The organism is Gordoniibacillus kamchatkensis (assembly GCF_000829455.1).
In the GTDB taxonomy this organism is placed as follows: Bacteria; Bacillota; Bacilli; order Paenibacillales; family NBRC-103111; genus Gordoniibacillus; species Gordoniibacillus kamchatkensis.
Map to the genome: position 1 here is coordinate 37,363 of NZ_JXAK01000021.1, position 26,297 is coordinate 63,659.

At 52.5% G+C, this 26,297-nt stretch carries 21 protein-coding genes; all 21 read right to left on the bottom strand.

Annotated elements, in window-relative coordinates; translation table 11 throughout:
• Nucleotides 1-4 precede the first annotated feature (4 nt).
• On the bottom strand, nt 5-931 hold the full coding sequence (locus SD70_RS13430) for an MBL fold metallo-hydrolase (protein ID WP_041048066.1): 927 nt from the start codon (nt 929-931) through the stop codon (nt 5-7).
• 193 nt (nt 932-1,124) lie between these two features.
• Nucleotides 1,125-1,805: a Crp/Fnr family transcriptional regulator gene (locus tag SD70_RS13435; RefSeq protein ID WP_041048067.1), complete on the bottom strand. Its 681-nt coding sequence runs from the start codon at nt 1,803-1,805 to the stop codon at nt 1,125-1,127.
• A 343-nt stretch (nt 1,806-2,148) separates the two neighbouring features.
• The gene (locus SD70_RS13440) at nt 2,149-6,006 is read right to left on the bottom strand and encodes a carbohydrate-binding protein (protein WP_041048068.1); all 3,858 of its coding nucleotides are present in this window, start codon (nt 6,004-6,006) and stop codon (nt 2,149-2,151) included.
• A gap of 625 nt (nt 6,007-6,631) precedes the next feature.
• Nucleotides 6,632-7,717 carry a Gfo/Idh/MocA family protein gene (locus SD70_RS13450; protein WP_041048113.1) on the bottom strand — a complete coding sequence of 362 codons (1,086 nt, stop codon included), beginning with the start codon at nt 7,715-7,717 and terminating at the stop codon, nt 6,632-6,634.
• Between the two features lie 43 nt (nt 7,718-7,760).
• The gene (locus SD70_RS40655; RefSeq protein ID WP_231571206.1) at nt 7,761-8,129 is read right to left on the bottom strand and encodes an L-rhamnose mutarotase; all 369 of its coding nucleotides are present in this window, start codon (nt 8,127-8,129) and stop codon (nt 7,761-7,763) included.
• Nucleotides 8,130-8,150: 21 nt separating this feature from the next.
• On the bottom strand, nt 8,151-8,981 hold the full coding sequence (locus tag SD70_RS13460; protein ID WP_041048070.1) for an amidohydrolase family protein: 831 nt from the start codon (nt 8,979-8,981) through the stop codon (nt 8,151-8,153).
• A gap of 188 nt (nt 8,982-9,169) precedes the next feature.
• Nucleotides 9,170-10,090, bottom strand: coding sequence for an ABC transporter substrate-binding protein (locus tag SD70_RS13465; RefSeq protein WP_041048071.1), 921 nt, complete (start codon nt 10,088-10,090; stop codon nt 9,170-9,172).
• Nucleotides 10,091-10,175: 85 nt separating this feature from the next.
• On the bottom strand, nt 10,176-12,002 hold the full coding sequence (locus SD70_RS13470) for a cache domain-containing sensor histidine kinase (protein WP_052487398.1): 1,827 nt from the start codon (nt 12,000-12,002) through the stop codon (nt 10,176-10,178).
• A gap of 15 nt (nt 12,003-12,017) precedes the next feature.
• Nucleotides 12,018-13,631, bottom strand: a complete 1,614-nt coding sequence (locus SD70_RS13475) for a response regulator transcription factor (RefSeq protein ID WP_041048072.1) — start codon at nt 13,629-13,631, stop codon at nt 12,018-12,020.
• Between the two features lie 21 nt (nt 13,632-13,652).
• Nucleotides 13,653-14,498, bottom strand: coding sequence for a carbohydrate ABC transporter permease (locus SD70_RS13480; protein ID WP_041048073.1), 846 nt, complete (start codon nt 14,496-14,498; stop codon nt 13,653-13,655).
• Nucleotides 14,499-14,503: 5 nt separating this feature from the next.
• Nucleotides 14,504-15,442 carry a carbohydrate ABC transporter permease gene (locus tag SD70_RS13485; RefSeq protein WP_052487399.1) on the bottom strand — a complete coding sequence of 313 codons (939 nt, stop codon included), beginning with the start codon at nt 15,440-15,442 and terminating at the stop codon, nt 14,504-14,506.
• A gap of 67 nt (nt 15,443-15,509) precedes the next feature.
• Nucleotides 15,510-16,904 (bottom strand): ABC transporter substrate-binding protein, encoded by a 1,395-nt coding sequence (locus tag SD70_RS13490; RefSeq protein WP_052487400.1) that lies wholly within the window; start codon nt 16,902-16,904, stop codon nt 15,510-15,512.
• Between the two features lie 335 nt (nt 16,905-17,239).
• Nucleotides 17,240-18,124 carry an ROK family protein gene (locus tag SD70_RS13495; RefSeq protein ID WP_041048075.1) on the bottom strand — a complete coding sequence of 295 codons (885 nt, stop codon included), beginning with the start codon at nt 18,122-18,124 and terminating at the stop codon, nt 17,240-17,242.
• A gap of 31 nt (nt 18,125-18,155) precedes the next feature.
• Nucleotides 18,156-19,457 (bottom strand): lactate racemase domain-containing protein, encoded by a 1,302-nt coding sequence (locus SD70_RS13500; protein WP_052487401.1) that lies wholly within the window; start codon nt 19,455-19,457, stop codon nt 18,156-18,158.
• 28 nt (nt 19,458-19,485) lie between these two features.
• Nucleotides 19,486-20,304, bottom strand: coding sequence for a carbohydrate ABC transporter permease (locus tag SD70_RS13505; protein ID WP_041048076.1), 819 nt, complete (start codon nt 20,302-20,304; stop codon nt 19,486-19,488).
• On the bottom strand, nt 20,301-21,179 hold the full coding sequence (locus SD70_RS13510; RefSeq protein WP_041048077.1) for a carbohydrate ABC transporter permease: 879 nt from the start codon (nt 21,177-21,179) through the stop codon (nt 20,301-20,303). The genes SD70_RS13505 and SD70_RS13510 overlap by 4 nt, the downstream gene beginning before the upstream one ends.
• A 91-nt stretch (nt 21,180-21,270) precedes the next feature.
• Nucleotides 21,271-22,614: an ABC transporter substrate-binding protein gene (locus SD70_RS13515; RefSeq protein ID WP_052487411.1), complete on the bottom strand. Its 1,344-nt coding sequence runs from the start codon at nt 22,612-22,614 to the stop codon at nt 21,271-21,273.
• A gap of 38 nt (nt 22,615-22,652) precedes the next feature.
• Nucleotides 22,653-23,555 (bottom strand): sugar phosphate isomerase/epimerase family protein, encoded by a 903-nt coding sequence (locus SD70_RS13520; RefSeq protein ID WP_041048078.1) that lies wholly within the window; start codon nt 23,553-23,555, stop codon nt 22,653-22,655.
• Between the two features lie 4 nt (nt 23,556-23,559).
• Nucleotides 23,560-24,249, bottom strand: coding sequence for an orotidine 5'-phosphate decarboxylase / HUMPS family protein (locus tag SD70_RS13525; protein WP_041048079.1), 690 nt, complete (start codon nt 24,247-24,249; stop codon nt 23,560-23,562).
• A 41-nt stretch (nt 24,250-24,290) separates the two neighbouring features.
• Entirely contained in the window at nt 24,291-25,067 is a 777-nt protein-coding gene (locus SD70_RS13530; RefSeq protein WP_041048082.1) for an SDR family NAD(P)-dependent oxidoreductase, read from the bottom strand.
• A gap of 158 nt (nt 25,068-25,225) precedes the next feature.
• A complete protein-coding gene (locus SD70_RS13535; RefSeq protein ID WP_052487403.1) occupies nt 25,226-26,296 on the bottom strand; it encodes a LacI family DNA-binding transcriptional regulator in 1,071 nt (356 codons plus the stop codon).
• Nucleotide 26,297: the final 1 nt, after the last annotated feature.

Consider the following 26,297-nt stretch of genomic DNA (forward strand, 5'->3'; position numbering starts at 1 on the left):
TTGTTCAATTATCGCTTAAATCAAACGACATCAAATCCCGTCCAACGGTAATGGGGCCATTGAAAATATCTTTCATTCCGGCTATATAAGCCTCCTCGGCTGATTCGGCAGCAGCCGGTGCCGGTATATGATGAGTCAGCACAAGATGCTTTACTCCGGCCTTGGCGGCGATCTCGGCCGCTTCCAGCGTAGTCGTATGATATTTCGCCGGATTGGAAAGAGCTTGCGCATACTCGGGATACTGTTCGATTAATCCGTCCAACCACTCTTTGTTGTAAGCCTCGTGCACCAATAAATCGGCTCCGCGGCTATGCTCAACCATATTCGGCACGGGAACGGTATCGCCCGATATGACGACGGTTTTCCCGTTGTATTCGAACTTATAAGCAATGGCAGGATAAACCGGGCGATGGTCGACCTCGAAAGCCGTAATCCGGATGCCTTCCTTATCGTATACAATACCTTCGTTTCGCTCCGTGTAAACGATTTGCGAACCTGCTTCATCCGATAGATTGTAGCTGACTCTAAGCTTGACATCAAACTCGAACGATTCCCGCATCTTGCCTATAATTTCCTTGGTCGACTCCGGACCGTATACATGCATGGGCGTCGAGCGGCCTTTATAAACACGTTCGGGAGTAATGTGCGTTCTCCAGCTCGTAATGAAAACATCGAAGAAGGCGGAATTATGATCGTAGTGATGATGGGTAAATAATACGTCGGATACCCGCTGCGGCATCACTCCCGCTTTGATCATTTGATCCACGGCCGCACCGCCGCAATCCACCAGGAAGACTTTGGATCCGGCAAGGACGACAACCCCGGGTTTGGCGCGGGCATAAAAGGCGCGCGGCGAGCCGGTGCCAAGAAGAATGACCTTGAGATGCTCATGGTAATCAGGCAGTACGTTTTCCTGTGGCTGAATATGCATCGATATACCTCCATAATTGCGGCTACTTGCCGTTTCTTACACCTTGCAACAGCGTTAACGGGCCGAGAATGGACACGAACTCACAAGGTTTGCTCGATTGCAGGAAAGCTCCCGCCGTCTCGCTGATGAAAAATAGTATAAATGCCTTGCAATACGAACAAGATCCATCCTCCACTATTCCATTTAAGCCCTGTTACAGGTTGGACATAAAGTGCTGAGAATCCGAAATGACGACGCGTTTTTTCTCATATTGAATCACGCCCTGCTCGCGCCATCTGCTTAGCGTTTCCGAGACGGTTTGCCGGCTGCAGCCGATGATGTACGATATTTCTTCATGGCTTAGCGACAAAGCCACCTCAATTTCGGTTCCTTTCACTCTTCCCAGCTGCATCAGTAAATGAGCCAGTCTCCAAGCGACAGGTCTGGAAATCAGCGTTTCTACATAACGCTGGGTCGACAACAGTCGTCTGGCGTTGGTCACTGTAAGCGCATATAACACATCGGGCTCCCGCATTACCAAATTCGTAAATTGGGAAGCAGCGAGAGCGAGCACCTGGCTGTCAATTATACAGCGCGCATACCGCTGACGTTTTTGCCCTGCCAGCACCTCCGCCATGCCGAAAGCTTCGCCCGTATGGCGCAAAAACAGCGTGATGCCCTGTCCCTCTTGAGCTGACTGGGAAATCTTGACCAAACCGTCCTGCACAAAAAATACTTCTTGACACTCGTCATCTTCCCTGAAAATGACCTCATTCTTCTTGTAATGCCGCAACGTTCCATATTGCTCGAACAATTGGGCTATCAGCTTCTCCTCCGTGCGATCATCGCTCTTATTTGTCTTATCCGAGGAAGGAGGGAATTGTTCTCTAATCATGGCGGGCTCACACCTTCTGGCAGGGATGCTTCTAATTCCGAGTTATCTTATTGGCATTATAAATAATTTTCCGCGTAAAAAACAGTCGGCTACCCGACAAAATGCAAAATAAATAGGCATGGCCATCCATGCCTTCGGCATACCCCTTCAACATTATCATGGAATTTCCCCTCCCTGTCGGCCAAAATACCAAGTGGATATCGGGAGGATTGTCGCGCGCCTCAGTGCCAAGTTAGCAAAACCGTTTGCCGATGCCTCACATCCATCCTATGCAACGTTGCGATTCATGAAAAATCACCCTCTTCCAGGCCGTGTAGACCTCGGAAGAAGGTGATTTCGCCGTTCATTGTACCGGATTTTGCGTCACTTTGAAGTTATCGATATAGCTTTCGCTGTTGAAGCTCCTCACTCCTGCCTTACCATGCGTGAAAGCTGTATCGCTCCGATCCGTATAATCAATTAGCGGTTTATCCATGTCGCCGACAAATACCCTGATTCGTGTCCCGCTCGTCACAACTTTCATATGCTGCCACTTGCCGGCCATTCCGGTCAACGATACTTGGGCCAAGTCCTGAAAATTGTAATTGAATTTGCCCAGATGCACGCCGTCGGCGCTCAGGTAAGCCATGTAGCCTTGAAGGAAATCGTTGCGGTTCTGCGAAAGCAGCGTGCCGTCAGCGGGATTGTTCACATAGACAAGGACACCTGCATTTCCTCCGGTTTTCGTATTCGCCCCCAATTGGATATCCGTCTCCACCGTATAGTCCGACCAGCGGCTGTCGCCAATGACCGATTTCGGATACCCTTGCGGCTGCGATTTGTAAACGGCTTGTTTGGGAACGGTAGGATCGTTATGGAAACGGAAGCTGTAAAAATCGAATTCGCCGGTTACGATTTCCACCTTGATCGTGTGACGTCCTGCAGGAAGGGAAACTCCCTCTCTGGTTATCGTTCTCCATTCATGAAAACCGCCGGTATTCGGCACATTGATGATGCCGGTCAAGTCGGTTTGATCGTCAAGCCAAAGTCTGGTCTGGACTCCGTCCATACCGGTAGCCACTCTCAAATCCAGCTTGTAGGTGCCTGCTTCAGCGATATCTACGTTGTATTTCAACCATTCCCCGGTCTGGTTCCAGCCCGTCGTATACCCTTCCGGGAGCAGCCGGATATCGACATCGTCAGTCCGATACAGACCGCGGATGTTTCCGGGCGTGTTGTCGTGGTAGGCCACCCCTTCCCCGCCGTTCATGTAATCGACTGCATATACGGTACCCGGAACCGTATGCGTGTCGTCTGAAGGATAAAACGAAAGGCTGGCAAAATCGTATTCTCCCTTCACAATTTCCACCTTGATGGTATGGTCGCCTTCCGGCAGCGTTAAGTCGCCCAGCTTCACATTCGTCCAGTTGTTCCAGCCAGCGGTGTTGGGGATATTCACGACACCGGTCAGATCGGTCTTATCATCAAGCCACAAACGGATTTGCCCTCCGTCAAGCGCCGTTGCGATCCGCACGCTGACATTGAAAGTTGCGGTTTTGGCGACATTGACATTGTATTTCAGCCACTCTCCGGTCTGATCCCAGCCGACGTTCCAGCCCCCTTTCGGGTTGACGCGAATATCGACGCCATCATTCCGATATTGACCGCCGATATTCGCGGCCGTATTGTCATGGTAACCGACGCCTTCGCCGCCCGTGTTATAATGGACGGCCTCGATAATGCCCGGAATCGGTTTGGGCACGTCGAACGATACGAACTTCAGCCGGGCAAAATCATACTCGCCCTTGACATTTTCGAATTTGATCGTATGATGGCCTTTCGGCAAATAGAAGCTGCGGGACAGCGTCGTCTGCCAATTGTTCCAGTCTCCCGTGCTCGGAATATTGACCGCGCCGGTCAAATCCGTCTGATCGTCCAGCCATATCCGCGCTTGATTGTCCGTATAGGTGGTGGCTGCCGTTATTTCAACCCTATACATGCCGGAGCGCTTCACATCGATGTTGTATTTGAGCCATTCGCCCGCCTGATTCCAGCCTACATTAAGCCCGTTGAAATTGGTGTTCGTCCGGATATCGACGGAGTCGCTTCGATAGGCGCCGCCTATGTTATCGGGCGTGTTATCGTGGTAGGCGACCCCTTCCCCGCCCGTATTGTAGAACGGAGCCTCGATGATGCCCGGAACCGGTTTGTACAAGTCGAACGGAGGCTCTTCGCCGGTAGAAACCCGCCAGCCCGGTTCGAATTTCTTCCAGTCATTATCGTTTCCGTCGTTAAAATCTTCGCTCATCGGCGTTACCGCCTCGGAACGGCTCAGCTTCAACGAGGCAAAATCGAACGTTCCGCCTAATGAGACCACTTTGAGCTCATGGAGACGTTGCGGAAGCCGGACGTTCTTGATCACCAGGTTATCCCATTGTCCCGCGCCGCCCGTCGCAGGGAGACGAACCGCATCCGTCAGTTCGGTCGAATCGTCAAGCTCCAGCTTAACCCGCGCGTCTGCTGCTGCGGCGTACCGGATTTCAACATCGTAGGTTCCCGCCTCGGAAACGTTAATGTTATACGGCAAATTCCCTGCATGGAATGAGGCAACATGGTAACCCCCATCCGAATCTTTGGCGATCCCGATCGGTTCGCTTTTGCTATCGGAGGAATTGCCCATTCCCCTCGGTTTGTAGTGCACGGCTTGAATCTCGCCCGGAACCGGCTTGTAAGCCTCGCCTGCGCCGCTGCCTCCTACCTTGTTGCTAAACGCGACGTAGCCGAACTCCGCGTGTGCATCTGCCGTCATGTATCCGATCCTGCCTTTGCCCGCAAGCTCGGCGGAACGGGTCATCTTCAACATGCCGTCTACATAAATTCTATAATCGGAGCCTTCCTTCTCGATCCGGATCGAATGCCATTTCGTATAATCGTAGCCATCCGGAAGCGGAGCGGTCATCCGTTCCGTATCCTTGCCGTTCACCCGAAAGACGGTTTCCAGACGATTTTGATTGCGGTTAAGGACCGCGACTCCATAATTTCTCTCGTTCGTATAGGAAAATATTGCGCCCATAAGAGGATTTGCGCTGTCGCCTTGTTCGATTTGCTTCATATTGAATTCCGCCGTAAAGTTGTCACCGGTCAACTTCTGAGACAGCAACATATGCGGCTGCTCCGGTTCGCCCGTTTCCGTTTGAACTACCGTGCCGTCGCTTGTAATCCCCCATTTTCCTCCGCCCGTAACCTTCCAATCGTCTCCCAATTCCTTTCTTTGGAACCGGTCGCTGAAATCGGGCATGGCCGGATCGGGTTGCTCGGATGTCGTCGGCCCCAGCACGAACATCTTGTCCCCGTTCCATACGATCCGATCCAGGTTCAGATGCCGTCCCGGATTTGCGTGGCTGTGGTAAACGATATAATCAGAGTCCAAATCGGGGCCGCGAACGATGGTGTTGTGTCCAAGCCCCACGTGATCGCTTTCCGTGTCGAGCAGAATAGGGTTCTGGGAGGCGGCCGGCACGAAGCCCGTCAGCGGACTTGTACTGCTCGCGTAATCTATCCGGTAGGCGTCGCTCCATACGTGGTTTCCGGTATAGGTCATATAGTATTTGCCGCCCCGTTTGAATACCGTCGGCCCCTCGGTCCATCCTTTCATCGTGGCCCCGGTGTTTATATTCTGCCCGAACGTATACGGGTCGGACATGGGCCTGGCGTCGATGTTGCCATTGCCCGTGCTGTAGAAATACCAGTGCCCGTCATCGTCAATGAACACGTCTCCGTCAATGCCGTTTACCTTGTTTCCCGTTTGAGGCGTGAACGGGCCTGTAGGACTCGAGCTCTTCAGAACGCGATGACCGCGTTGAGTGGTGCCGTCACCCTTAAGCAAAGCCGTATACATGTAGAAATCGCCATTCCAGTAAACGACCTCAGGTGCATAGGCCCCTTTCGTAACAGGATCCGTTGTGCAAAGTCCGCGATACTCCCAGTGAACGAGGTCTTCAGACGACCATACCTTCACTCCCGGCTTATCATCCACCGTACTGGTATAGAGATAGTAGACACCGTTAAATTTCAAGACGAACGGATCGCCTTCCCCATAAAAATTCCCATTATCCCAAAGCCACGATTCCGGAACGATTTGCGGATTGCTGTAGGAGAACCCCGTTGCCGGAAAGGATAAGATCCATACTAGAGCAATCAGTCCAGTCAACCATTTTTTCATTTACTTTAAACTCCTCTCGACTGCGGTTGATTTTCAAGACGGAACTAATTGTAAATAATAGCCCCTTCCGTTCATGTTTGACGGCCATTATCCGGCATAAGCCTGCGTATCCCAACCTTTCATCTCGGACATCCAGCCGAAAGAAAGCGCTTTCTAGATGTTGTACTAATTATAGGAGATCGCTTCCCGCTGGTGGTTCCAAATATTTGACTTTCTATTCTACTTTTTTGATATGAAATGGAAAATTATCAACTGGCGAATCCAGTATTATTATTTGCCTACGTCCCATGAGCAAGATAGAGCGAATGGCGGCCAAGTAATCCTTTGCGATCTCGGCTTCAGCAGACGTCTCATTCTCGACCTGCTTAAGGGCATAAAGGAAGACCTCCGTCAATTAGCTTCTCACTACTTCGACAGAGGTCTTGGAACATCTTGTTAACTAATTGGTCATCCGCAGAAAAAAAAGATGACGGCTGTTTCCCGCGTACAAGCGGCCGATTCCCGGCCTTGCAATGCGAGCTGCGGATGCCGCAAATGTAATATAAAAAGTAGCTGCTCCCGGTATTCTAAGGGAGCAGCTATTTACATTTTCTGGACGGATTACAGGCTGCACGGCCAAATCCGCTTATTCACCGGCGATTTCGGACAAATACACAGGCCTGTTCTCGGCCATGGAACGGTATGAGGCAAACACCATCTGCAGAGTCAGCAGATTGTCGGCTACGCTGTTCTCCGGCTCCCGCTCATCCTCGACGGCGCGCATCAACTCGCCCATTGTGCCCATGAACGCATGCGGGAACCAGCGTCCCTCGAGCGTCGGGCTGTATAATCGGTCCGGCTGCAATTTGCGGGTGTAGAAGGAGATCGTATCCCCCCTGCCGTTCGGATAGTCATACAGCGCGCCGTTCGTCCCGCGGGCAACACCTTCGGTGCCTTCGAAGCGAAACGTCGCGTACCAATCCTCCTGCGGCTGCCGGTTGTTGTGGCTGTCATGAATGAGACCGCGCGCGTCGCCTGGGAACTTCATAAAAATCATCGTCCGGGTTTCGCCTTTATACGGCTGATTCGGGAATTTGGCACCGTCGGCGTATATGAATTCCGGAGTCATCCCCATAACGTAGCGGATCGAATCCATATAATGAATGCTGTGGTACATAACTTCCAACGTATCAATGGTCGTTAGCCACGGCCAATTCTCCCACTGCGTCAGAACGTTGACCTGAATGCTGGCCTGTACCGGCTGCCCGAGCAAGCCCAGCTTCACCAAGCCGCGGCTGGCGCTGATACCCGGCGACCAGCGCATCTGCTGATTGACTGCCGCCTTCACTCCCGTTTGCGCACAGATGTAGGTGATCCGTTTCGCCGCGGCATATTGCTCGGCCAGAGGTTTCTGGCACAGCATGTGCTTCCCGGCGGCGGCAACCTGCTCAACGATGTCCAGCTGGTATTTGGCCGGCACCGCAATGTCCACGATGCGGATCTCGCTGTGCCGCAGCAGGGCGTCAAGCGATTCGAACACGTACGGAATTCCGAACAACTCAGCTGCCTGTCGGGCTTTGGCCGGATCAGCATCGTAGATGCCTACGACGCGGAAGCCCGCCATGCGGTAAGCCGGCAGGTGACAGCTGCGCACGATTTCCCCTGCGCCGACGATTCCAATGCCCATCGACAAATCGCGGGGAAGCTTAATCCGATAATCCAAATCCGGCATATCCTGCGAATCCAACGAAACCGACGAATCCTGTGTATACCGATTAGCCTCCAAGCCCACTCCCGATTCTCTCCCCTCTTGTCGGTCGATCAATCCAGGTGAAACAATTCTTCCATGGACGCCCACCACTCATCGTCTGCGGCCGTATCGAGCCGCTCCTGGCACGGCTTGCAGAGCGCCCACCAGCGTTGTGTCGTCGGATCCTCCGCCATGCGGGCCATATCGCTTCGTAATCGTCGCCGCTATATTCAAAGTAGCTGAACAAGTAACCGTCCTTGTAATAAATCGAATAATTGCTGATGCCGCATTCCTTGATCATCCGCAGTACGTCCGGCCATACCTCGGCATGCAGCCGCTTGTATTGTTCCAGCCGTTCCGGCCGCACTTTAATCACGCTGCCGTACCTTTTCATCCAGCACCCGCTCCTTCCGGATTACAGATTGTAGAACTTGACGGCCGTACCGCCCAATACCGCTTCCCGTTCGGAAGGCGAGAACGCCGCCAGCGCTTTGTTCGTCTCTTCCCACACCTGCGCGTAATCTCCGGCAAGGTTCGCAACCGGCCAGTCGCTGCCGAACATAAGCCGTTCAGCACCGAAATGCTTCATGGCAAAATCAATGTACGGCTGCAGATCGTCGGCGCTCCAGCCTTCTCCGGCCGCTGTATTCAAGCCGGAAACTTTGGCGTACACTTGCGGGTACTCGGCAGCGCGGGCCAATTGACCGGCCCAAGGCTCCATTTGCTTCGCTTGAATAGGCGGCTTCGCCAGATGATCGATCACCATCTTTAAATTCGGAACCTTCTCGGCCAAAGTCGGCACATGTTTGAGATGGTTCGGGAAGACGGCCACGACATCAAAGGTTAGCCCGAAGCCGGCCAGTACCTTCAAACCCTCGATCACATCATCGCGAACGACCCAATCCGGATCCTGCTCCTCGTGAATCAAATGGCGGATTCCTTTAAAATATGGATTGAGGGTATACGCTTCCAATTTCGCCGCAGCTTCATCGGGCAGGTTCAGCGGCACCCAGCCGACGACACCGGCAACCCATTCGTAATTGGCGGCCGTCTCCAGCATGTAATCGGTATCCTCGTACGAATTCATCGCCTGCACGATGACGGTCTTATCGATGCCCGCCGCCTTGAGCAGCGGCTCCAGCTCCGGCGCCTCGAACGTCCGGTAAATCGGTCCGTAGGACGGCACGAGCCATGGGTAGCTGACCTTATCCAAGTTCCAAAAATGCTGATGCGAATCGACCTTCATCCTCATATGTCCCCTCCGATTATGATTTGGTGTTTACATCGCAAAGCTCGCTGACGATGAGTCTGTCCACGCGTTTGGGGCGATCCCGATTCTCCTTGATCATGCTCTTGATGCGGATCATATCACCTATAAATGCCGGCTTGATGAAGCGCCGGCATCGGCCGTACTCGCCACGTCCCGCTTCTGCATTACTTATCGAACGGATAAATCAGCTTCTGGTACTCCGGCAGCTTGATTGTCTCCTTCGTCACGATTTCAGCCTTCGTCTCGATCAGCGGCTGCACCTTGATGCCGCTCAGCGTGTCGGCTACCGCCTTCACGCCGAAGTACCCCATGGCGAACGGATTTTGCACGACTATCGCCTGCAGCACCCCTTCTTCCAACAGCCGGATCTCATCCTGCGAGCTGTCAAAGCCGATGCACACGATCCGGTCGGTGAGTCCGATCTCCCTGACGGCCAACCCGGCTCCCGCCGCACATTCGCTGCAGGTGGCAAAGATGCCTGAGATGTCCGTGTGCCCGCGAAGATAGGCAACCGCCGTCTGCATCGCCGCCAAATTGCCGGATGGGACGGAAAGCGTTTCGGAAATTACCAGCTTTGTACCGTCTAGTCCTTTCTTAAACCCGGATATGCGCGCATCCTCGGTGAAGGAATCGGAGCCGCTTCGGACGATAAGCACCTTGCCGCTCGCCCCCGACTGCTGCATGAAGCCGGCCGCTATGGCCGCGGAACGGACGTTGTCGGTGGCCACATGGCTCACGGGATAGGTCGATTCCGTCTGGGCATCCATCGTCACGACGGGAATGCGCCGGCTGCGGGCTTCTTGGAGCTTGGCGGCCAATCCGGAGTAATCGGCGGGAGCGAGCAGGATGCCGTCCACTTGGCTCGCGATCGCCTCGCTCATGTATTCTTGCTGCTGGCGAAGCGGATCGCTGTATTCTCCCGCCGTCATGTAGACCAGCTTCAACCCGAATTCGTCGGCGGCCGCTTGAGCGCCACTGCGGACGCTTTTCCAATAGTCGGAGGGGAAATCCTTCGATACAACGGCAATTTGCCGGACCCGATCCTTGCCGCCAGTGCCCGTGCAGCCAGCCAGCCCCCCCCGCAAGAAGCACGCAGGCTGCGATGATAAATCCGATACGATACACCCGCACCCGCATTCGCATTCTCTTCCTCCCCCTTCATGGCTCGCGTTAGGCCCCGCCCGGTTCGTTCTTCGCCTGCAGCAGCACCTTCGCGATCGTGCCGACACCGAGGCGGCTGTAATATTGCAGCCCGTACCGCTCGCCGCAGTACAGCCGGATGCGCTCCTGCACATTCTGCACGCCGACCCCGCCGCCGTGCAGCTGCGTCTGCTTCACGTAGGGCATCTGATTCAGCGTCGCTTCATCCATCCCTACGCCGTTGTCCGCAACCTCCAGAATGATATCGGTTTGAGGCGGAGACGGAGCACGGTAAGCGCGGATACGGATCGAGCCGCCGTTCGGGGAAGGCTTGATGCCGTGGTAGATGGCGTTCTCCACGACCGGCTGCAGGATAAGCCGTGGAATTTTCCGTTCGAGAATGTCCAGATCGACCTCGAAGCTGTAATCCAGCTTATTCTTGTACCGGATCTTCTGAATCGTCAAGTAGTGCTCGACGTGCGCCAACTCTTCGCGAATCGTGATGTAATCCTCTCCCTTGCTGATGCCGAGGCGGAACAGCTTGGCGAGCGAAGATACCATCTCCGTCACTTCCTTGATCTTGCCCTTCTGGATCATCCAAATAATCGAATCGAGCGTATTGTACAGAAAATGCGGATTGATCTGCGCCTGCAGCGCCTTCAGCTCGCTCTTGCGCTTCGTCTCCTGCTCGCTCACCAGCTGCGTCATCAAGTCGTTGATCCGCAGCAGCATCAGATGGAACGTCCGCCCGAGCTGGGCAACCTCTCCGTGCCCTTCCACGTCGACGCGGACGCTCAGGTCCCCCTTCTCGACCTGCTTCATCGTCATCTCCAGCTTCTTGATCGGACCGGAAATGCGCGAGGCGATCCACATCGAGATGAGCACGGCCGCCAGCACACTGACAAGGCTCAACACGATAAAATAAGTGCGAATCTGCGCCTTGTCGGATATCAAGTCCTGCCTATAGGTCACGCCGACAAAAGTCCAGTTCACGTAATCGGATGATTTGATCGTGTACAGCTTGTCCATGCCGTCGACCTTGGCGGAGACGAACTTCTCCTTGGCATGCAGAATCAGGTCCATGTCTTCGTGTTTGATTTTGCTATAGATGAGCTGCTGCTGCGGGTGATAGATGAGGTTCCCTTCTTTGTCGACGATGAAAACGTAGCCCTTGTTCCCCAAATGGACTTGGCTGCAAATATCCTGAATCACCTTGAAATTCAAGTTGATCAGGAAGACGCCCAGCCCCTTCTTCGTATCCAGGTACTTGACTTCCCGGCTGAGCGAGACGACCCAGCGGTAATCGTCGACGAGAAAATTTTGCACATGCGTCGGCGTGACGACGGGGGCTCCGCCGGCTTCGATCGCTTTGCGGTACCACTCCTGCTCCTTGATATCCGTGTAATCCTTCAACCGCATGTTGGTCAGACTCGTCAGCACTTTCCCGTGATTGGTGAAAATATAGAAGGACGAGATATCCTGTCGAACATTCAGGAAGGAATTGAAATAATCGGTAATCTGCGCTTCCTGGAGCGACGGATTGGCGACGCCCGTCACCGGGTCGGCCTCGGCGTTCTCCGACTCGTTCAAGTAATTCTGGATCGTTTTGTTCAAATAGATAAGGGTCGACAAGTCCTCCATATAGTGCAAATAATACTCGGCGTTGCGGCTGACTTGATCAATGATGTTGTAGGAATGATTGCGGGCGTCATCCTCCGCCATGGACAAATATTTGTTATACGACAAATAACCGATCAGATTGATACTGAGCACGATCAGCAAAGAGAAGGACACCGCTACATTCCATTTGATGCTTCTCCGGAGAAAATACCGGTCCAAAGACAACCACCGGAACATTGCGCCGCCTCCTCTCTAAGTTTGTGTACGATATTCGCTGGACGTCACGCCGGTCACTTTCTTAAAGACGACGCTAAAATAATGCACGTTGCCGAAGCCGATTTCCTCCGCAACTTCATAATTTTTCTTATTCGTCGTCCTAAGCAGCACCTTCGCCTTGTCGATCCGGGTCCGGGTCAAATATTCCAGGAACGTACTGCCGGTCTGTTTCTTGAACAAGTAGCAAAAATAGCTCTGGCTCACATGCAGATGCTCGCACAGCAATTGAATGGACAGGTCGATGTTGGCATGATTCGCTTCAATATACTGTATCGCCTCGTTCACGATCTGAGCGCTGGCATCCTCGCGGTTCTCGGACAGCCGGGAGATGACCTTCATGCACCACTCGACCAGCCAGGCCTTAATTTGATCGAGCGTCGAGAAGCGCAAAATTTGCGTGATCGGATGAAGATCGCCATTTTCCGCCTCACTCCGGGTGTGGGACGATTCATAATATTCCTTGCTTAGTAAGGAAACGAGCTCGATCACGTGCACAATGCTGAGCTCCCGCTCGATGCCCGCCTTCTGCAGCTCGCCGAAATAGCCGTCCAGCAGCTGCTTCATATCCTGCTTGGAGGCGATCCGCAGCTGCTTGACGATCTCATCTCGCAGCAAGGATATCGTATCCGAAACCGCAGCCGAATAGGTCTCTCTGCGTTCCAGATCCTCGATATACAACACCTGGTCGATCCCCATAATGAAGCGGTAATCGAGCGCCCGGAGCGCCGAGGCATACATGTGCGGCACCTCTGTGCGGGAGCCGACGAAGCCCAAGCCGACGGCGATCGGCACGTTCAGGAAGCGTTCCGTTTCGAGCCGCACCGTCTCGGACAGCTCTTGAAATTTCCACTTCATGCTCGGCAGATCGTCGCCGGCAATCGCCGTGATCAAGACCAGTTGATACTTCGGGCTGACGAACGGCTCACCGGTGAATCCTGCTTGGTGTACACATTCTTTGATTATGTTCGTTAAAGCAAAATGCAACAGCTCCTCGCCTGGTACGAACCGGCTCAGATGCTGCTGTTCCAAATCGAGCACCAGGACCGACCACAGGTCGCCGGATAACTGCGCATGCACGGAGCTTAAGCGGGCATCGAGCTCCTCAGGCTCCAGCTTGCCGATGATCCACAGGTTGAGATACCGCTCCCGTAACAGCGGAATGCTCATCTCCAGCTGCTCCTTTATTTGCGCGGCCGTTTCCTCCGCCAGCCGCTCGTGATCCAGATCCTGCTTCACCTTAACCAACAGCTGCATCATCTCGTCGGGCGTGATCGGCTTCAGCACGTAATCATACACGTTAAGCTTTATCGCATGCTGGGCATATTCGAAGTAGTCGTATCCGGTCAAGACGATCACCTTGATTTGCGGATACAGCCGCACAATCTCCTCGGTTAGCTCGAAGCCGTTCATCACCGGCATGTTGATGTCGCAGAGAACGACGTCGGGCTGTACCATAGCGCACATTTTCAAGCCCTCGACGCCGTTCTCCGCTTCTCCGGCGAACTCGAAGCTGAGCTCCGGCCACGGGATAATGTCGCGAATGCCCTCCCGAATCTCCTCTTCGTCGTCCACGATCAAGATTTTGTACATGGGGCCTCCCCCTAGGCTCGGTTATTTGGACGCACCGAACGTCAAGCCGCGAATGAGCCATTTCTGCGCAACAATAACGAACAAAGTGGATGGAATGATCATCACGACGGCCATCGCCGCCATCCCCCGCCAATCTACGGTAAACTGAGTGGTAAAGTCGAACAGACCGACGGTAAAAGGCTTAGACGCCACGGTCCTGGCGAGCAGGCTGGAGATTTGGAACTCCCCCCAAACGGTCAGGAACGTAAAGATGGCGGCCGCAGATAGCCCCGGCAGCGTCAACGGAAGCGCGATTTTGGCGAAACTGCCCCACATGCTGCAGCCATCCACGAACGAGGCTTCATCCAGCTCGATGGAAATTTCCTTGAAGAAGCCTTGCATCAGCCATGTAGCGAACGGAATGTTCAGCGCCGTGTAAGCGATGACCAGTCCGCTGATTTTGTCGAGCACGCCGATCTTGGAGAACACCAGAAACAGCGGCAGACTGAGCGCCACGCCGGGAATCGCCCGGGCCAGCATCATGCTCAGGAACACCGCATTGGCACGCTTGGAATGATGGCGCGAGAAGTAGTAGCCGGCCAGTGTGCCGATCATGACGGAGAACACCGTACTGAGCAATGCGATCCAGATCGTATTTAGGAAATAATCGTGAAACGGAATGGAGCCGGTCGACGTATTGCCGCCGAATAATTTGGCGAACGCATCGAACGTGACGGTCTCCGGAATCCATACCGGCGGGGAAGCGTTTACTTCTTTGTCCGGGCGGATTGCCGTCAATATTATCCATACCGCAGGGAACGTAAACACGCCCATAAGCAGGTAAGATGCAACATAATTCAGACTAAGGTATACATTCTTTTTTCTCAAGCCCTTTACCTCCTTGCCGCCACTAATTGTTTATAGATATAAACGGTAAACACAAAGGAGATCGCCACAGAGACAAAGGACATCGCACAGCCCAGCGCGAACTTGCTGTCCACCATGCTAAGCCGGGTGACGTACGTCCAGATGAGCTCGGTGCGCTGAGCAGGGCCGCCGCCGGTCATAATTTTGACGAGATCGTACGCCTTGCTGATGTCGAGTGACCGGATCGCCAGCGCGATCAGCATATACGGCGCCAGCAGCGGGCGGGTAATGTAGTAAAATTTTTGGAAGCGGGTTGCGCCGTCGATGTCCGCGGCCTCGAACGGCTCCTTCGGCAAAGAAAGCATTCCGGCAAGCAGGATGATGGCGATGAACGGCGTGCCCATCCAGATTTCGGCGGTCAGAATGGAGATGAAGCCCAGCACCGCATCGATTAGCCACGGAATTTGCGTCGTCTGGCCGGTTACGGCATAGATCAGATTGTTGACGAGACCGACTTGGTCGTTAAAGAACCATTTGAATTGGAATCCGATCAGGATCGGAGGCATCATCATCGGCACCATCAGTGCCGTACGCAGAAAGCCCTCCCCTTTCATCGGTTTGGCGAGCAGTTGGGCGACCAACAGTCCGAGCAGCAGTTCAAGATTGACCGCCAGCGTCATGAAGACGATCGTTCTCAGCAGTGACAGGAGGAACGTCGAATCGGAAAGCAGAGCCACGTAATTGTCTAAACCGACGAACTCCTTGTTGATTTTCAGCACCAGGTTGAAGTTCGTAAAGCTTAAATAAAAGCTGTACAGCATCGGGATGACAACGACCAGCGTCAGGAAAATCAAGGCCGGTGCCACGAATACGACGGCAAACAGCCACTTGCTGGCTCTCAAACTATCGAACACGCTCTCTTTGAGCACATATTGTCTGTCCGCAAGGCTTGCTTCGGCTTTCATCGTAAATCTCACTCCTGTCTGATGAAAAGACGGCAGGCTAACCGACCCCTGCCGTCTATCTGTCTGTTTAATTGCCGCTTTGCTTCATCATCTTCTCAATATCCTTGGCCGCATCGTCCAAGCCCTGCTTCGGCGTCGTGCTGCCCAGAATGATTTTCTGGAGGTACGGGTACAGAATGTTCGAAAGAGGAATCCATTCTTTAATGAGCGGAGGCGTCCGGAAGTCTTCCTTCAGCGCCGTATTCAGTACGTTGTAGAAGTTGATTTTCCGCGCATCGCCGCTGGCCTTCGCATCGCTCAGCACTTTATCCCATACGGATTGGCGCGTCGGCATGTTGCCCAGCTTGGAATCGGCGTACATATTATCCGCGCTCGTAAGGAACTTGATCAGCGCAGCCGCGGCCGGCTTGTTCTTGCTGGACTTCGTCACGGAGAAGCCGTGTGCGCCAGACCAGCCCGGGTGAACACCGCTCGGACCGGCAGGAGCGCGGACAACGTCGAACTTGCCGGCGACCTTCGTGCTGGCCGGGTCGTCCATCCAGGTGTACCAGCCCGGCCACTCCGAATAGACCGCCACGTTGCCGTTGCCAAAGTTCTTCGCCACTTCATCCCACAGGAAGTTGACCATACCCTTCGGCATTGCTCCGGCCTTATACAGATCCTGCAGCATCGTCGCCGCCTTGATGCCGGCTTCCTGGTTCAGGATCACCTTCTTATCTTTATCAAAGAAATCCCCGCCGTAAGCGTTGACCAGCTCGTAGAAGCGACCTGTAAGCGCTTCCTCTTTGCCGGCGAATTGGGTTCCGTTAATCCCCTTGCCGTTCTTCGTGAAGAAGATCGCCTGATCCTTGAATTGATCCAGCGTCGTCGGCGGAGCCAGGTCGTAGCCGTAGTCCTGCTTGAACTTCGTCTTGTTGCTTTCGTCGTTGTACAGATCGGTGCGGTAGAAGTACACGCTGATATCCGCCAAGCGCGGAATCATGTACAGATTGTTGTCTCGCTTGCCCCCGTTCAGGATCATCGGCGTGAAGTCCTTCATATCGTCGGCCGAGAATAGGTTGTTCAAAGGCTCGAGGGAGTCGACGTACTGCGAATAGAAGCTGCTGTGATTGGAGATGACGTCGTAATCGTCGCTCTTGGAGGCGAAATCGATCTTCAGCTTCTTATCGAGATCGAAGAAGTTGCCCTTATACGTGATCTGTACTTTGGCGCCTGTCTCCTGCTCGAACTTCGGAATGGATTCATATAGCTTTTCGTAAGAGCCGCCCCCGACCAATGCCGCTTTAAGCGTAACTCCCTCGAAAGGCTTCTTGTTGTCTTTGTTGTCCACAGCCGCACTGTTGGACGCAGGCTTCGAAGTTTGCTCGTTCGGCTTGTCCGTCCCTGCGCCCTTAGCGCAGCCCAGCACGACGGACAACATCAGCATGACCGCCGTCCCGGACATAACCCATTTTCTTTTCATCGTAAACCTCCCCTTTGGATGAATAAAACCTATCGTGATGCCGCATAGGCTTACTTATAGCTTACATTTTAAGGGCTTTTGCAGTGAATTCAAAAACTTATGCTCATGGTTCAAAATCTTCTTCTCCTGCTAAGCAGCAATACACATAAACCGCCGATAGCCATTTTAGCTGGTTTATTTCCGGAGAAAAATAAAACACTGCTCTCTACGCGTAATAGAGAGGCAGTGTTATTTAATCTCAGCGACACGTCCTTGCGCGTTTTCTTGAGCGAACGCAGTTGCATCAACATCTCGTTCGCAGGGAACGATCGGCTTGATCAAGACGATCGAGTCGTTCAGCCCGCCTCTGAACCACATTTTGCTTGCCGGCCGAGCATCAATGCTCCGTATAAGCCGGAACAGTCCCCCAAAGCGGGAGGGACAATGTAGTTTTCAACTGCCTTAATAACTTCCTCTTGTTGTACGTAACCGTTCAGCAGAAATTGCACCTGTTCTCGTATTAAAGGGAAAAGATGCCTCTGCTTCATGATTCCGCCGCCGACTATTATTTTTTTCGGAGACAGGATAAGGATAAAAGTCACGACCGTTTGGGCAATATAATAAGCTTCGATTTCCCAAGCCTTATGCGTCAGCTCCAACTGATAGCCCCTTTTCCCCCATCTCTTTTCCAGCGCCGGTCTGGACGCCAACCCTTCCAGACAGTCTCCGTGGTATGGGCATATCCCCTGAAAATGATCCTCCGGATGCCGTTTAACCAGAATGTGCCCCATCTCCGGATGCTGCATACCGTGAATCAGCTTCCCTTCCGCAACGGTTCCGGCACCGATTCCTGTACCGACGGTCATGTAAAGACAGCTGCCGAGTCCTTTGGCCGCTCCCAGAACGCTCTCCCCCAATGCGGCAGCGTTGACATCCGTGTCAAATCCGATGGGTACTTGGAACTGTTTGCGCAAGGCTCCTACGAAATCGAATTGACGCCAATTCTCCTTCGGTGTCGTGGTGATATACCCGTATGTGGAACTGCCCGGATCGAGATCAATCGGGCCGAAAGAGCCGACGCCTATCGCTTCCATCGGTTTTCCCCGAAAAAAACGAACTGCCTGCGCAAGCGTTTCTTCCGGCGTCCCTGTAGGAAAAAGGGTTTGATCCAATATTTCACCCTGATCGTTTCCGATCCCGCACACAAATTTCGTACCGCCTGCCTCTATGGCGCCTATCATATTGGCCTCCTCCTTTCCTTTTGCGCATTTTCTAAAACTGAAACAGTGTCGCAAGCTGCCCACGATGGTCGAATTCGATGGGTACAGGCTCCCCCTCCACGACAATTTCGTCCCGGTTCGCGATTTCACCCAAGTAGGTGTCGGACACATAAATCCGTTCCAGTTTTAACGTATTTTGAATCCATACGATTTTTACCGTTTCCGGCGTAACTCGATTACTCGTTTTTACAGCTACGGCTAAAGCCTCCTTGTCCGACCGCAGGACAACCGGAATTTTGGCTCCGAGCAAAGCTGTAGACGTGATGCAATTCGCATACGTATAACCGAAATCGATTTTATTGAATACTTTGGCTGTAATGATATCCGCTATTCCGATACCTGCGGCATTGCCATGCGTCTTATCCGTCAAATCCCGCACAACGATCTTTTGAATGGGAGGCGCGAGAAAGCCTTCGGTCAAACCGGATCCCGTTCTCCCGACGATATTCGGATCCATGCCGGAGCCGCTTATGTTTTTGCCGATTTCCTCAACGACAAGTACATCAATTTGGTCCAGCAACAATTTCGGCATCGCCGCTTTCGCTCTTATTAGCAGCTCCGGCTCCGTTTCGCAAATGCTCTCCGCAGGAACGGCGACGATCTCGGCGGTTTCATCCCTCGCGTTTTCAATGATGGCTACGCCAACGGCCATGTTGGTCCGGGCGATGAGCGCTTTCCCCGCTTCAGGAATCACCGCATGAAATCGATCGAAACCGAGACTGTGTATGTACGATGCTCCTTTGTGCTTACCTAAACCGATCACGATCATTTTTTGAAGACCGCTTTCAACTGTTCCTTTAAAATCGGTATGCGGCTTGACTCGGGACACCGCCACAATCGCATCGCTTTCATACGCGAATTGATCAAAGTATAGCGGAATACCGCTCGGCAAATGCCCTACTTGAACGGTTTCCATGGAAGAGCGGATCGGGCAGCCTACAGAGGATTCGATAATTCCGTAGTCCGCGAGCACCTGAGCTTGGCCTTCTGCGGTAGCCCCGCCGTGGCTCCCCATGGCGGGCACAATAAAAGGCTCGCCGCCCATGCGCTTAATTTCCCGCACGACACAAGCGACAATCTCTTTCAGGTTATGGATTCCCCGGCTGCCGACAGCGACGGCCACTTTCATCCCCGGTTTAATTTTAGCCCGGACTTCCGTCTTTCCAAATTCAGCTTCAACGACGCCGGGAACGTCGTCTACTTTGCTCATTTGGAATTTTTGCTTAATCGGAACCATGTTCGGCAAACGAATGTCGAAGCCGCCTTCCACCTTTACCTGCAAATCCTCAAACATACACGACCACCTCCACTGTGAAAAGTCATTATCCCTTAACCGCTCCGACCGTAATTCCGGACACGACATACCGCTGCAAAATCAAGGTAATGACAAGGATCGGCAAGGTGATGACAACAGCCGCCGCCATTAAGGCGCCCCAATTGATATTCGAATAGGACAGGAAGCTGTATACGGCAATAGGCAGCGTTTTCGTTTTTTCTCCGGAAAGCACTAAGGCGAACATGAAATTGTTCCAAGAGAAAATAAATGCCAAAATCGAAGCGGTGACGATGCCCGGTACGGAAAGCGGAAGCAGGATCCGGAAGAACGCCCCTTGGATCGTGCAGCCATCGACCCGCGCAGACTCTTCCAATTCGTGCGGAAGATTTTCGTAAAACGAAATCATGACCCAAATGATAAACGGAAGCCCGACCAGCATATGCGCCAAAATTAAGGAAAGATACGTATCGACCAACCCGATTTTGCTGAAAATGATGTACCATGGAATCATAAACGAAATACCCGGTATGACCCGTGCGATCAATATTGAAAAGGCCAATCCGTTCTGCTTGTATTTGGCGATCGCATAAGACGCCGGCAGGCCCAATACCAGGCCGAAAAGCGTTGATAAAAAGGCTACGAGCAAGCTGTTGAAAATAAAGCGGGTATAGTTATAATCGCGAAAGACGGTAGCATAGTTCTCGCCGGTCGGTTGAAACACAAATATCGATTGGTTGGATAAAATTTGCGCCTGAGTTTTAAACGAGGCCAGCAGCATCCAAATAAAAGGAAACAGAAAAATAAGCGTTATGGCAATGACCAGCAGAAACAGCAACCGTTCCGTCCACACTCGTTCCGTCTTCATTGCAATACCTCAATTCTTTTGCGCAGAATAATGATCAACGAACTGATGCCAAGCACCAGGAAGAAAAAGAGCATCAGCAAGGAAGAAGCATATCCTAATTGGAAATATTGAAATCCGAGTGAAAAGCCTAGAATATTTAAAGTTTCCGATGCATATCCCGGTCCGCCTTGCGTCATCGCGTAAATAATATCATACGTTTTGACAGCATCGATAATGCGCAGCAATGCGGCGGAGAAAACGGTCGGCAATAACAAAGGCAACGTAATTTTCCAAAACATTTGCCAAGAACTAGCCCCGTCGATTTGAGCGGCCTCGTAGTTGTCTTGAGGAATGGAGGTCAGTCCGGCCAAAGCAATTAGCGTAATCATAGGCGTCCATTCCCATATATCGACTAACGCCAAAGAGGGAATAACCTGCGACGGCGATGCGATCCACATTTGAGGCTTCAGTCCGAACATTCCTATAAACCGATTGGCTACGCCGATAGTCGGCTCAAAAATCAATAGCCAGACTAGCCCGATAGAAACGGGCGTTGCCACCATGGGCAGCAAAAATAACGTTTTGAACAGATTGATTCCTTTTAATTTCCTGTTAAACAAAACGGCAATGATGACGCCCAGCATAAGTTCGACGATAATGGAAATCAATGTAAAATAGAACGTTCGGCCCAAGGCTGACCAAAACCGGGCATCCTGCAGCAATTTGGCATAGTTGCCGAAGGAAACCCATTTGGGCGCTTGCGTGCTGGACATGCTCCACTCGAACAAGCTGATATAAGCGGTATACCCGATCGGGAACACGATCATTACAGCTACAAACAGTACCGACGGCAGGATAAAGATGTATTTAATGTTCCGCTCAACCCAACGTGCCACTGGTAATTACCCCTTCATGATGAATAGAGAGCGGGAGCCATATCGCAAACGATGTCTCGAATGTTCGGCTCCCGCGCTCCTTCAAATTTGGTTATTTTTTCTCTTTATCGATGATAGCCTGGAACTGCTGGTTGGCTTGTTTGGCCGCCTTCTCGACATCTTCCCCGGAAATCGCCGTAACGATAACGGATCCGATCACATCGCGCGCTTCGCCTACGTTGATGAGAATCGGACGGTCATAAGCTTTTCCGAGTTCGTTCGATTTGGAAATGACGTTGACGAGCTCCGGAGGGAAGCTTTTCTTGCCTTCGTCGGTGTTCCAAACGGATTGACGCGGACCGGGAATTCCTTTACCCTGCAAAGCGGTCATCGCCTGTTTGCTTGTCGCCCATTTGACAAACTCCCAAGCGGCAGCCTGGTTTTTCGACTTTGCCTGGATCGCCAGACTCCAGGAGGTTACGTTATACGGGGTTTGCCCCTTGCTTCCGGCCGGGAACAAGGCAAATCCGGTTTTGTCGCCGACGCTCGACTTCTGCGGATCGAGCAGGTTCGGATACAGACTGTCCGCATCGGTATAGAAGGCCGCTTTTCCTTGTCCGAAAATGCCTATTGCCTGCGGCCAGCTCATGTTGAGCACTCCCGGCGGGCCGTAGCTCTTTAACAGTTCGCCATACGTTTTAAACGCGCTGACCGCTTCCGGCGTATCGATTGTCGCCTTGCCGTCTTTCATGAAGTCTCCGCCCATTCCATACAGGAAGCTGGAAAATTGGGTGACGGCTGCGGCACGTTGACCGCGGGCGACGAATCCGTAAAAACCGTTATTCGGATCATTCAGCTTTGCGGCGGCCTGTTTCAGCTCGTCCAACGTTTTGGGAACGGGAATGTTGTTCTTTTCCAAAATGTCTTTGCGATAGTACAAAATCTCCCGCTCGGTAACGATCGGAACGCCGTACAGCTTGCCCCCCTGGATCAATGATCCGGTCGAAGCGTTGGTAAAATCTTTAAAGTCCCAATCCGGATCGTCCTTCTTGGTCATTTCGCCAACCCAACCGTTCTGGATAAACATTTTCCCTTCCTGAAGAGGGCGCATCATAAACACGTCGACCGAGGATGAGCCGGAAGTGAATTCAACGGTAAGCTTCTGCGTCAATTGGTCTTCGAAATACGATTCCAGATTAACCTTAATGCCGGTTTGCTGCTCAAACTCCGGAATTTTGGGCTTGATCAAATCGGTCCACGCATGGTTGGCCGTGACCAACCGGAGCGTAGTCCCTGCATAAGGCTTGCTGTTCTTTTCCGCCGCCGCAGATTGCCCGGCGGCTTGGCCGGCAGATTGTCCAGCGGGTTGCCCCACAGTGCCGCCTCCTCCGCACCCGGACAAAATCGTACCGAACAGCGTAATTGTCCCGGCCAGCATGGCTGCATTTCTTTTCATATTCACGCTTTTGACCACCTTTACGATAATTTTTGATATTAAACGAGGTACTCTGCCACTTTGCCTTTAAGGAAAATGACCGATTCGCGCAAGTCCCCAAGCCCGTTCACGCCATCTTCGATGGAGATCCAGTTGCGGAAACGGACGGAACGGAGCAAATCGAAAATTTGGTCGTAATCGTTTAAACCTTTGCCGATTACCCCATGCGCGAGCGCCTCGGAATATCCTTGCAAAGAATACGTTTTCAAATCCTGAAGCGTGTATCCTTCCTTCAAATAACGGTCGCTGGCGTGCATCGTGACTACCCTGTCCTTGACTTCCTTGAGCAGCCAAATCGGATCCTCTCCCGCGAAGATGGCGTTGGAAGGATCGTAGTTGACGCCGAACCATGGCGACGAGATTTGCTTTACGATCTCCAAATAAATATCCGAAAGCTGGGCAAATTCGGGGTAAACCCAAAATCCGTCTTTATAATGGTTTTCCATGACGAGATGCACTCTTTTTTGTGCCGCATAGGGGAGTAACTCCCGAATGCCTTCAACCGTCCAGCGAATGCCGTCTTCCCTCGACACCTCAGGCCGTTTCTGGCCGGAAAGCACCCGGCAGCTGCGAAAGTCCTCCGGCCCCAGAAAATGCATAACGTCGATAATCGCCTTCATTTTCTCAACTTCTTGTGCCCGGTGCGATGCATCGGGATGGGTAAAATCCGGCGAGGAGCACATCATGGGGATGACCATCCCTTCTTTGTGCGCCGCTTCCTTCACTTTCCCCAAGTATTCCGCAGTCGTCTCTTTCAGGAAGGTCGGGTACAGCTCCAGTCCGTCGGCTCCCAGCGTTCCGGCCATTTGAATCCATTCGAAAACGGTCATTCTGCCATCCGTCAATTCCTCCATGTATCCTTTCGGAAACACGGCAATTCGTGCTTGATTTTGGCTGGACATCGGTTTATTCCCCTTTTCTCGTGCTGCCTTTCACTTTCGCAACCAGTTCCTTCAAAATTCGAAGCAATTCCGTATTATCGGTGCTCGGTCTGAATTCTTCCTTGTCGATGACGAGCGGCGCTCCCACCACAACAAGCGGCGCGCCGTGCTTCGGCATTTCTGCAGCCTGATGGATCGACAAGCCGCCAACCGCTTGCACGGGGATCGAAACCGCATTCACAACCTCGTGCAAATGATCGAAAGGCGTGCGCTGCGGATCTTCGCCTCTTTCGTCAAAGCCCGTATGTACGATAATATAATCGACACCGTTTGCTTCCAGCATTTTGGCGCAGGCTACTTTGTCCGGCGCCGCCAAAATATCCCCCATCACTTGGATATTGTAATCTCGGGCCGCTTTCACCACAGCGCGGATAGTTGCCGGATGGGCTACTCCCATGACCACTACATGGGTAGCCCCGGCTTTTGCCATCATTTCCGCTTCCAGATAGCCCCCGTCCATCGTTTTCAAATCCGCTACAATCGGATGGGATGGAAACGCTTGGCGCAAAGCGGCTACCGCATGCAATCCTTCACCGAGCAGAAGCGGGGTGCCGGCCTCGATCCAATCGATTCCGGCTTCAACGGCGATTTTCGCCATTTCCAGCGCTTCCTCAATATTGGTTAAATCCAGCGATATTTGAACGATTGGTTCCATGTGGCTCACTCCTTATCATTGAATAGCCAGCTTCTAACGGATTAGCGGCAGATTACCGTTTCCCCCGTGAGATAATCGGAAAGAGGACTCGCTAGGAACAATACGATTTTGGCCATGTCTTCAGGCTGGGCTATTTGCTGTAGGCGGGACAGCCCATCCTGGCTTTCGACTGTGCGGGTAGCCAGGAACCGTCCGGTATACGTCGCGGCAGGAGCGATGCAATTGACATTCACATCGTACGGACGCAGTTGCTCGCTGAGACAAAGAGTATAATGAGATATGCCTGCTTTAGCCGCCGAATAAATAATTCCGACGCTGGTCGGCATATGAGCCGCCGAAGAACCGACATTGACGATCTTTCCGGAGCGGCGTTCCCGCATGTGAGCGCCTACAAATTTGCACATATACATCACATTCAGCAGGTTGCGGTTCACCACCGCCTTGATGTCTTCGATTTTGATATCGATCGCATCGTTCGGATCCGGACGCGGCGTATTCGCACCGATATCGCCGCCGGCATTGTTGACCAGAATATCGATGCGGCCAAATTGCCCGATAGCTTGCTGCACGAAAGATTCCACTTGCTCCGGAACGGTTAGGTCGCAGGTCAGAAATGCGGACCGCCGTCCCAAAGCCCGAATTTCCTCGGCTACCGCTTCACCCGAAGCGGCTTCACCGAATTGAGCGGCTGCGGACGAATTCACATCGTGAATAATAACGTCCGCCCCGGCCTGGGCCAGATGCAGGGCGTAATGGCGGCCCAATCCTCGGCTGGAACCCGTCACCAGCGCTACTTTACCTGTCAAGTTGATAGTCATACCCATTCTCCTCATCTGTGTGATGTATATCAGTCATTCGGAACCCAGGCATGCTGGTCACATGTGAGTCCGATTGCCTTCAACAATGACAGAACCTCTCCACCGAACTGCACGCACCGATTACGATGAAACGTTTCATTTCGTCTGCAAAAAAAAAATCAAGACTCGTTGGACGCATTTACATATCCCGATGATTCTCTCACCTTCAGTTCGGGGGTATACAAAATATGGGATACTCCTTCGTCAGCTTCCTGATTCAAGCGTTTAAGCACCAGCTCCGCGGCCTTTCGCCCGATCGTTAACGGAGATTGGCTGACGGAGGTAACCGATGGCGTAATGAGATTCCAGTTATATTCAAGCTCGCCGAACGAAACTACGGATATGTCAAAAGGTATGCGAACGTTTCGGTTTCGGCATGCCTTCAAAATTCCGGCAGTCATATTGTTGTTCGCCGATAGCAATGCCGTGGGAGGGTCTTTCAGATCCAAAAAATAATGGGCTGCGGAAATTCCACCCTCATAGGTAAACAGGCCGGTATATTGCAGTTCGGGAGGAAGAGCGATTCCGTAATCCGAGAACGCTTTAACAACCCCTTCATGGCGGATTTGTCCGTGAACGGTATTTGGATCTCCGTGCACAACGCCGATTCTGCGGTGCCCTAGTTCATGCAAATGGCGGACCAGCAGTTCCATGCCGTACAAGTTGTTGTCCGCGACTATATCGACGGGAAGCGAAACGACTGGACGGTCGACCAGAACAACGGGAATATGATTGATGATCGCCCGTATTTCATCGTTTGCCTTGCCGGTCGTGCAGACAATAAGCCCTTCGACCCTTTTTTCGTAAAGCATTTTCAAATTCTTTTTTTCAATTTCCGAATTTTCTTTCGTGGAGCTGATCAGCAGCTGATAGCCGTGCTGATACATTACCTCTTCAATTCCTTTAGCCAACGTCATTTGAAACGGATTGGTAATATCGGCCAAAAGGACAGCCAGCGTGTGAGTATTCGCGGATTTCAAGCTTCTTGCTACCGCATTCGGATGATAATTCAACCTCTTGACCGCATCCCAGACTTTCATTTGCAAATCCGGTTTCACATTGCCTTCGTTGTTGATGACCTTGGAAGCGGTACCAAGGGATACTCCAGCCATTTTCGCAACATCTTTCAGTGTAGGCTTCATTACACGTACTACCCCATCTTCCTGCACATCGTAAATGAAACGTTTCATT

Coding starts and splice junctions, on each gene's coding strand:
- SD70_RS13525 (WP_041048079.1), bottom strand. CDS start 24,249: ATGGAACCAATCGTTCAAATATCGCTGGATTTAACCAATATTGAGGAA.
- SD70_RS13500 (WP_052487401.1), bottom strand. CDS start 19,457: ATGTTTGAGGATTTGCAGGTAAAGGTGGAAGGCGGCTTCGACATTCGT.
- SD70_RS13520 (WP_041048078.1), bottom strand. CDS start 23,555: ATGTCCAGCCAAAATCAAGCACGAATTGCCGTGTTTCCGAAAGGATAC.
- SD70_RS13535 (WP_052487403.1), bottom strand. CDS start 26,296: ATGAAACGTTTCATTTACGATGTGCAGGAAGATGGGGTAGTACGTGTA.
- SD70_RS13435 (WP_041048067.1), bottom strand. CDS start 1,805: ATGATTAGAGAACAATTCCCTCCTTCCTCGGATAAGACAAATAAGAGC.
- SD70_RS13530 (WP_041048082.1), bottom strand. CDS start 25,067: ATGACTATCAACTTGACAGGTAAAGTAGCGCTGGTGACGGGTTCCAGC.
- SD70_RS13485 (WP_052487399.1), bottom strand. CDS start 15,442: ATGAAAGCCGAAGCAAGCCTTGCGGACAGACAATATGTGCTCAAAGAG.
- SD70_RS13440 (WP_041048068.1), bottom strand. CDS start 6,006: ATGAAAAAATGGTTGACTGGACTGATTGCTCTAGTATGGATCTTATCC.
- SD70_RS13495 (WP_041048075.1), bottom strand. CDS start 18,124: ATGATAGGCGCCATAGAGGCAGGCGGTACGAAATTTGTGTGCGGGATC.
- SD70_RS13470 (WP_052487398.1), bottom strand. CDS start 12,002: ATGTTCCGGTGGTTGTCTTTGGACCGGTATTTTCTCCGGAGAAGCATC.
- SD70_RS40655 (WP_231571206.1), bottom strand. CDS start 8,129: ATGAAAAGGTACGGCAGCGTGATTAAAGTGCGGCCGGAACGGCTGGAA.
- SD70_RS13475 (WP_041048072.1), bottom strand. CDS start 13,631: ATGTACAAAATCTTGATCGTGGACGACGAAGAGGAGATTCGGGAGGGC.
- SD70_RS13460 (WP_041048070.1), bottom strand. CDS start 8,981: ATGAAGGTCGATTCGCATCAGCATTTTTGGAACTTGGATAAGGTCAGC.
- SD70_RS13450 (WP_041048113.1), bottom strand. CDS start 7,717: ATGCCGGATTTGGATTATCGGATTAAGCTTCCCCGCGATTTGTCGATG.
- SD70_RS13430 (WP_041048066.1), bottom strand. CDS start 931: ATGCATATTCAGCCACAGGAAAACGTACTGCCTGATTACCATGAGCAT.
- SD70_RS13505 (WP_041048076.1), bottom strand. CDS start 20,304: ATGAAGACGGAACGAGTGTGGACGGAACGGTTGCTGTTTCTGCTGGTC.
- SD70_RS13490 (WP_052487400.1), bottom strand. CDS start 16,904: ATGAAAAGAAAATGGGTTATGTCCGGGACGGCGGTCATGCTGATGTTG.
- SD70_RS13515 (WP_052487411.1), bottom strand. CDS start 22,614: ATGAAAAGAAATGCAGCCATGCTGGCCGGGACAATTACGCTGTTCGGT.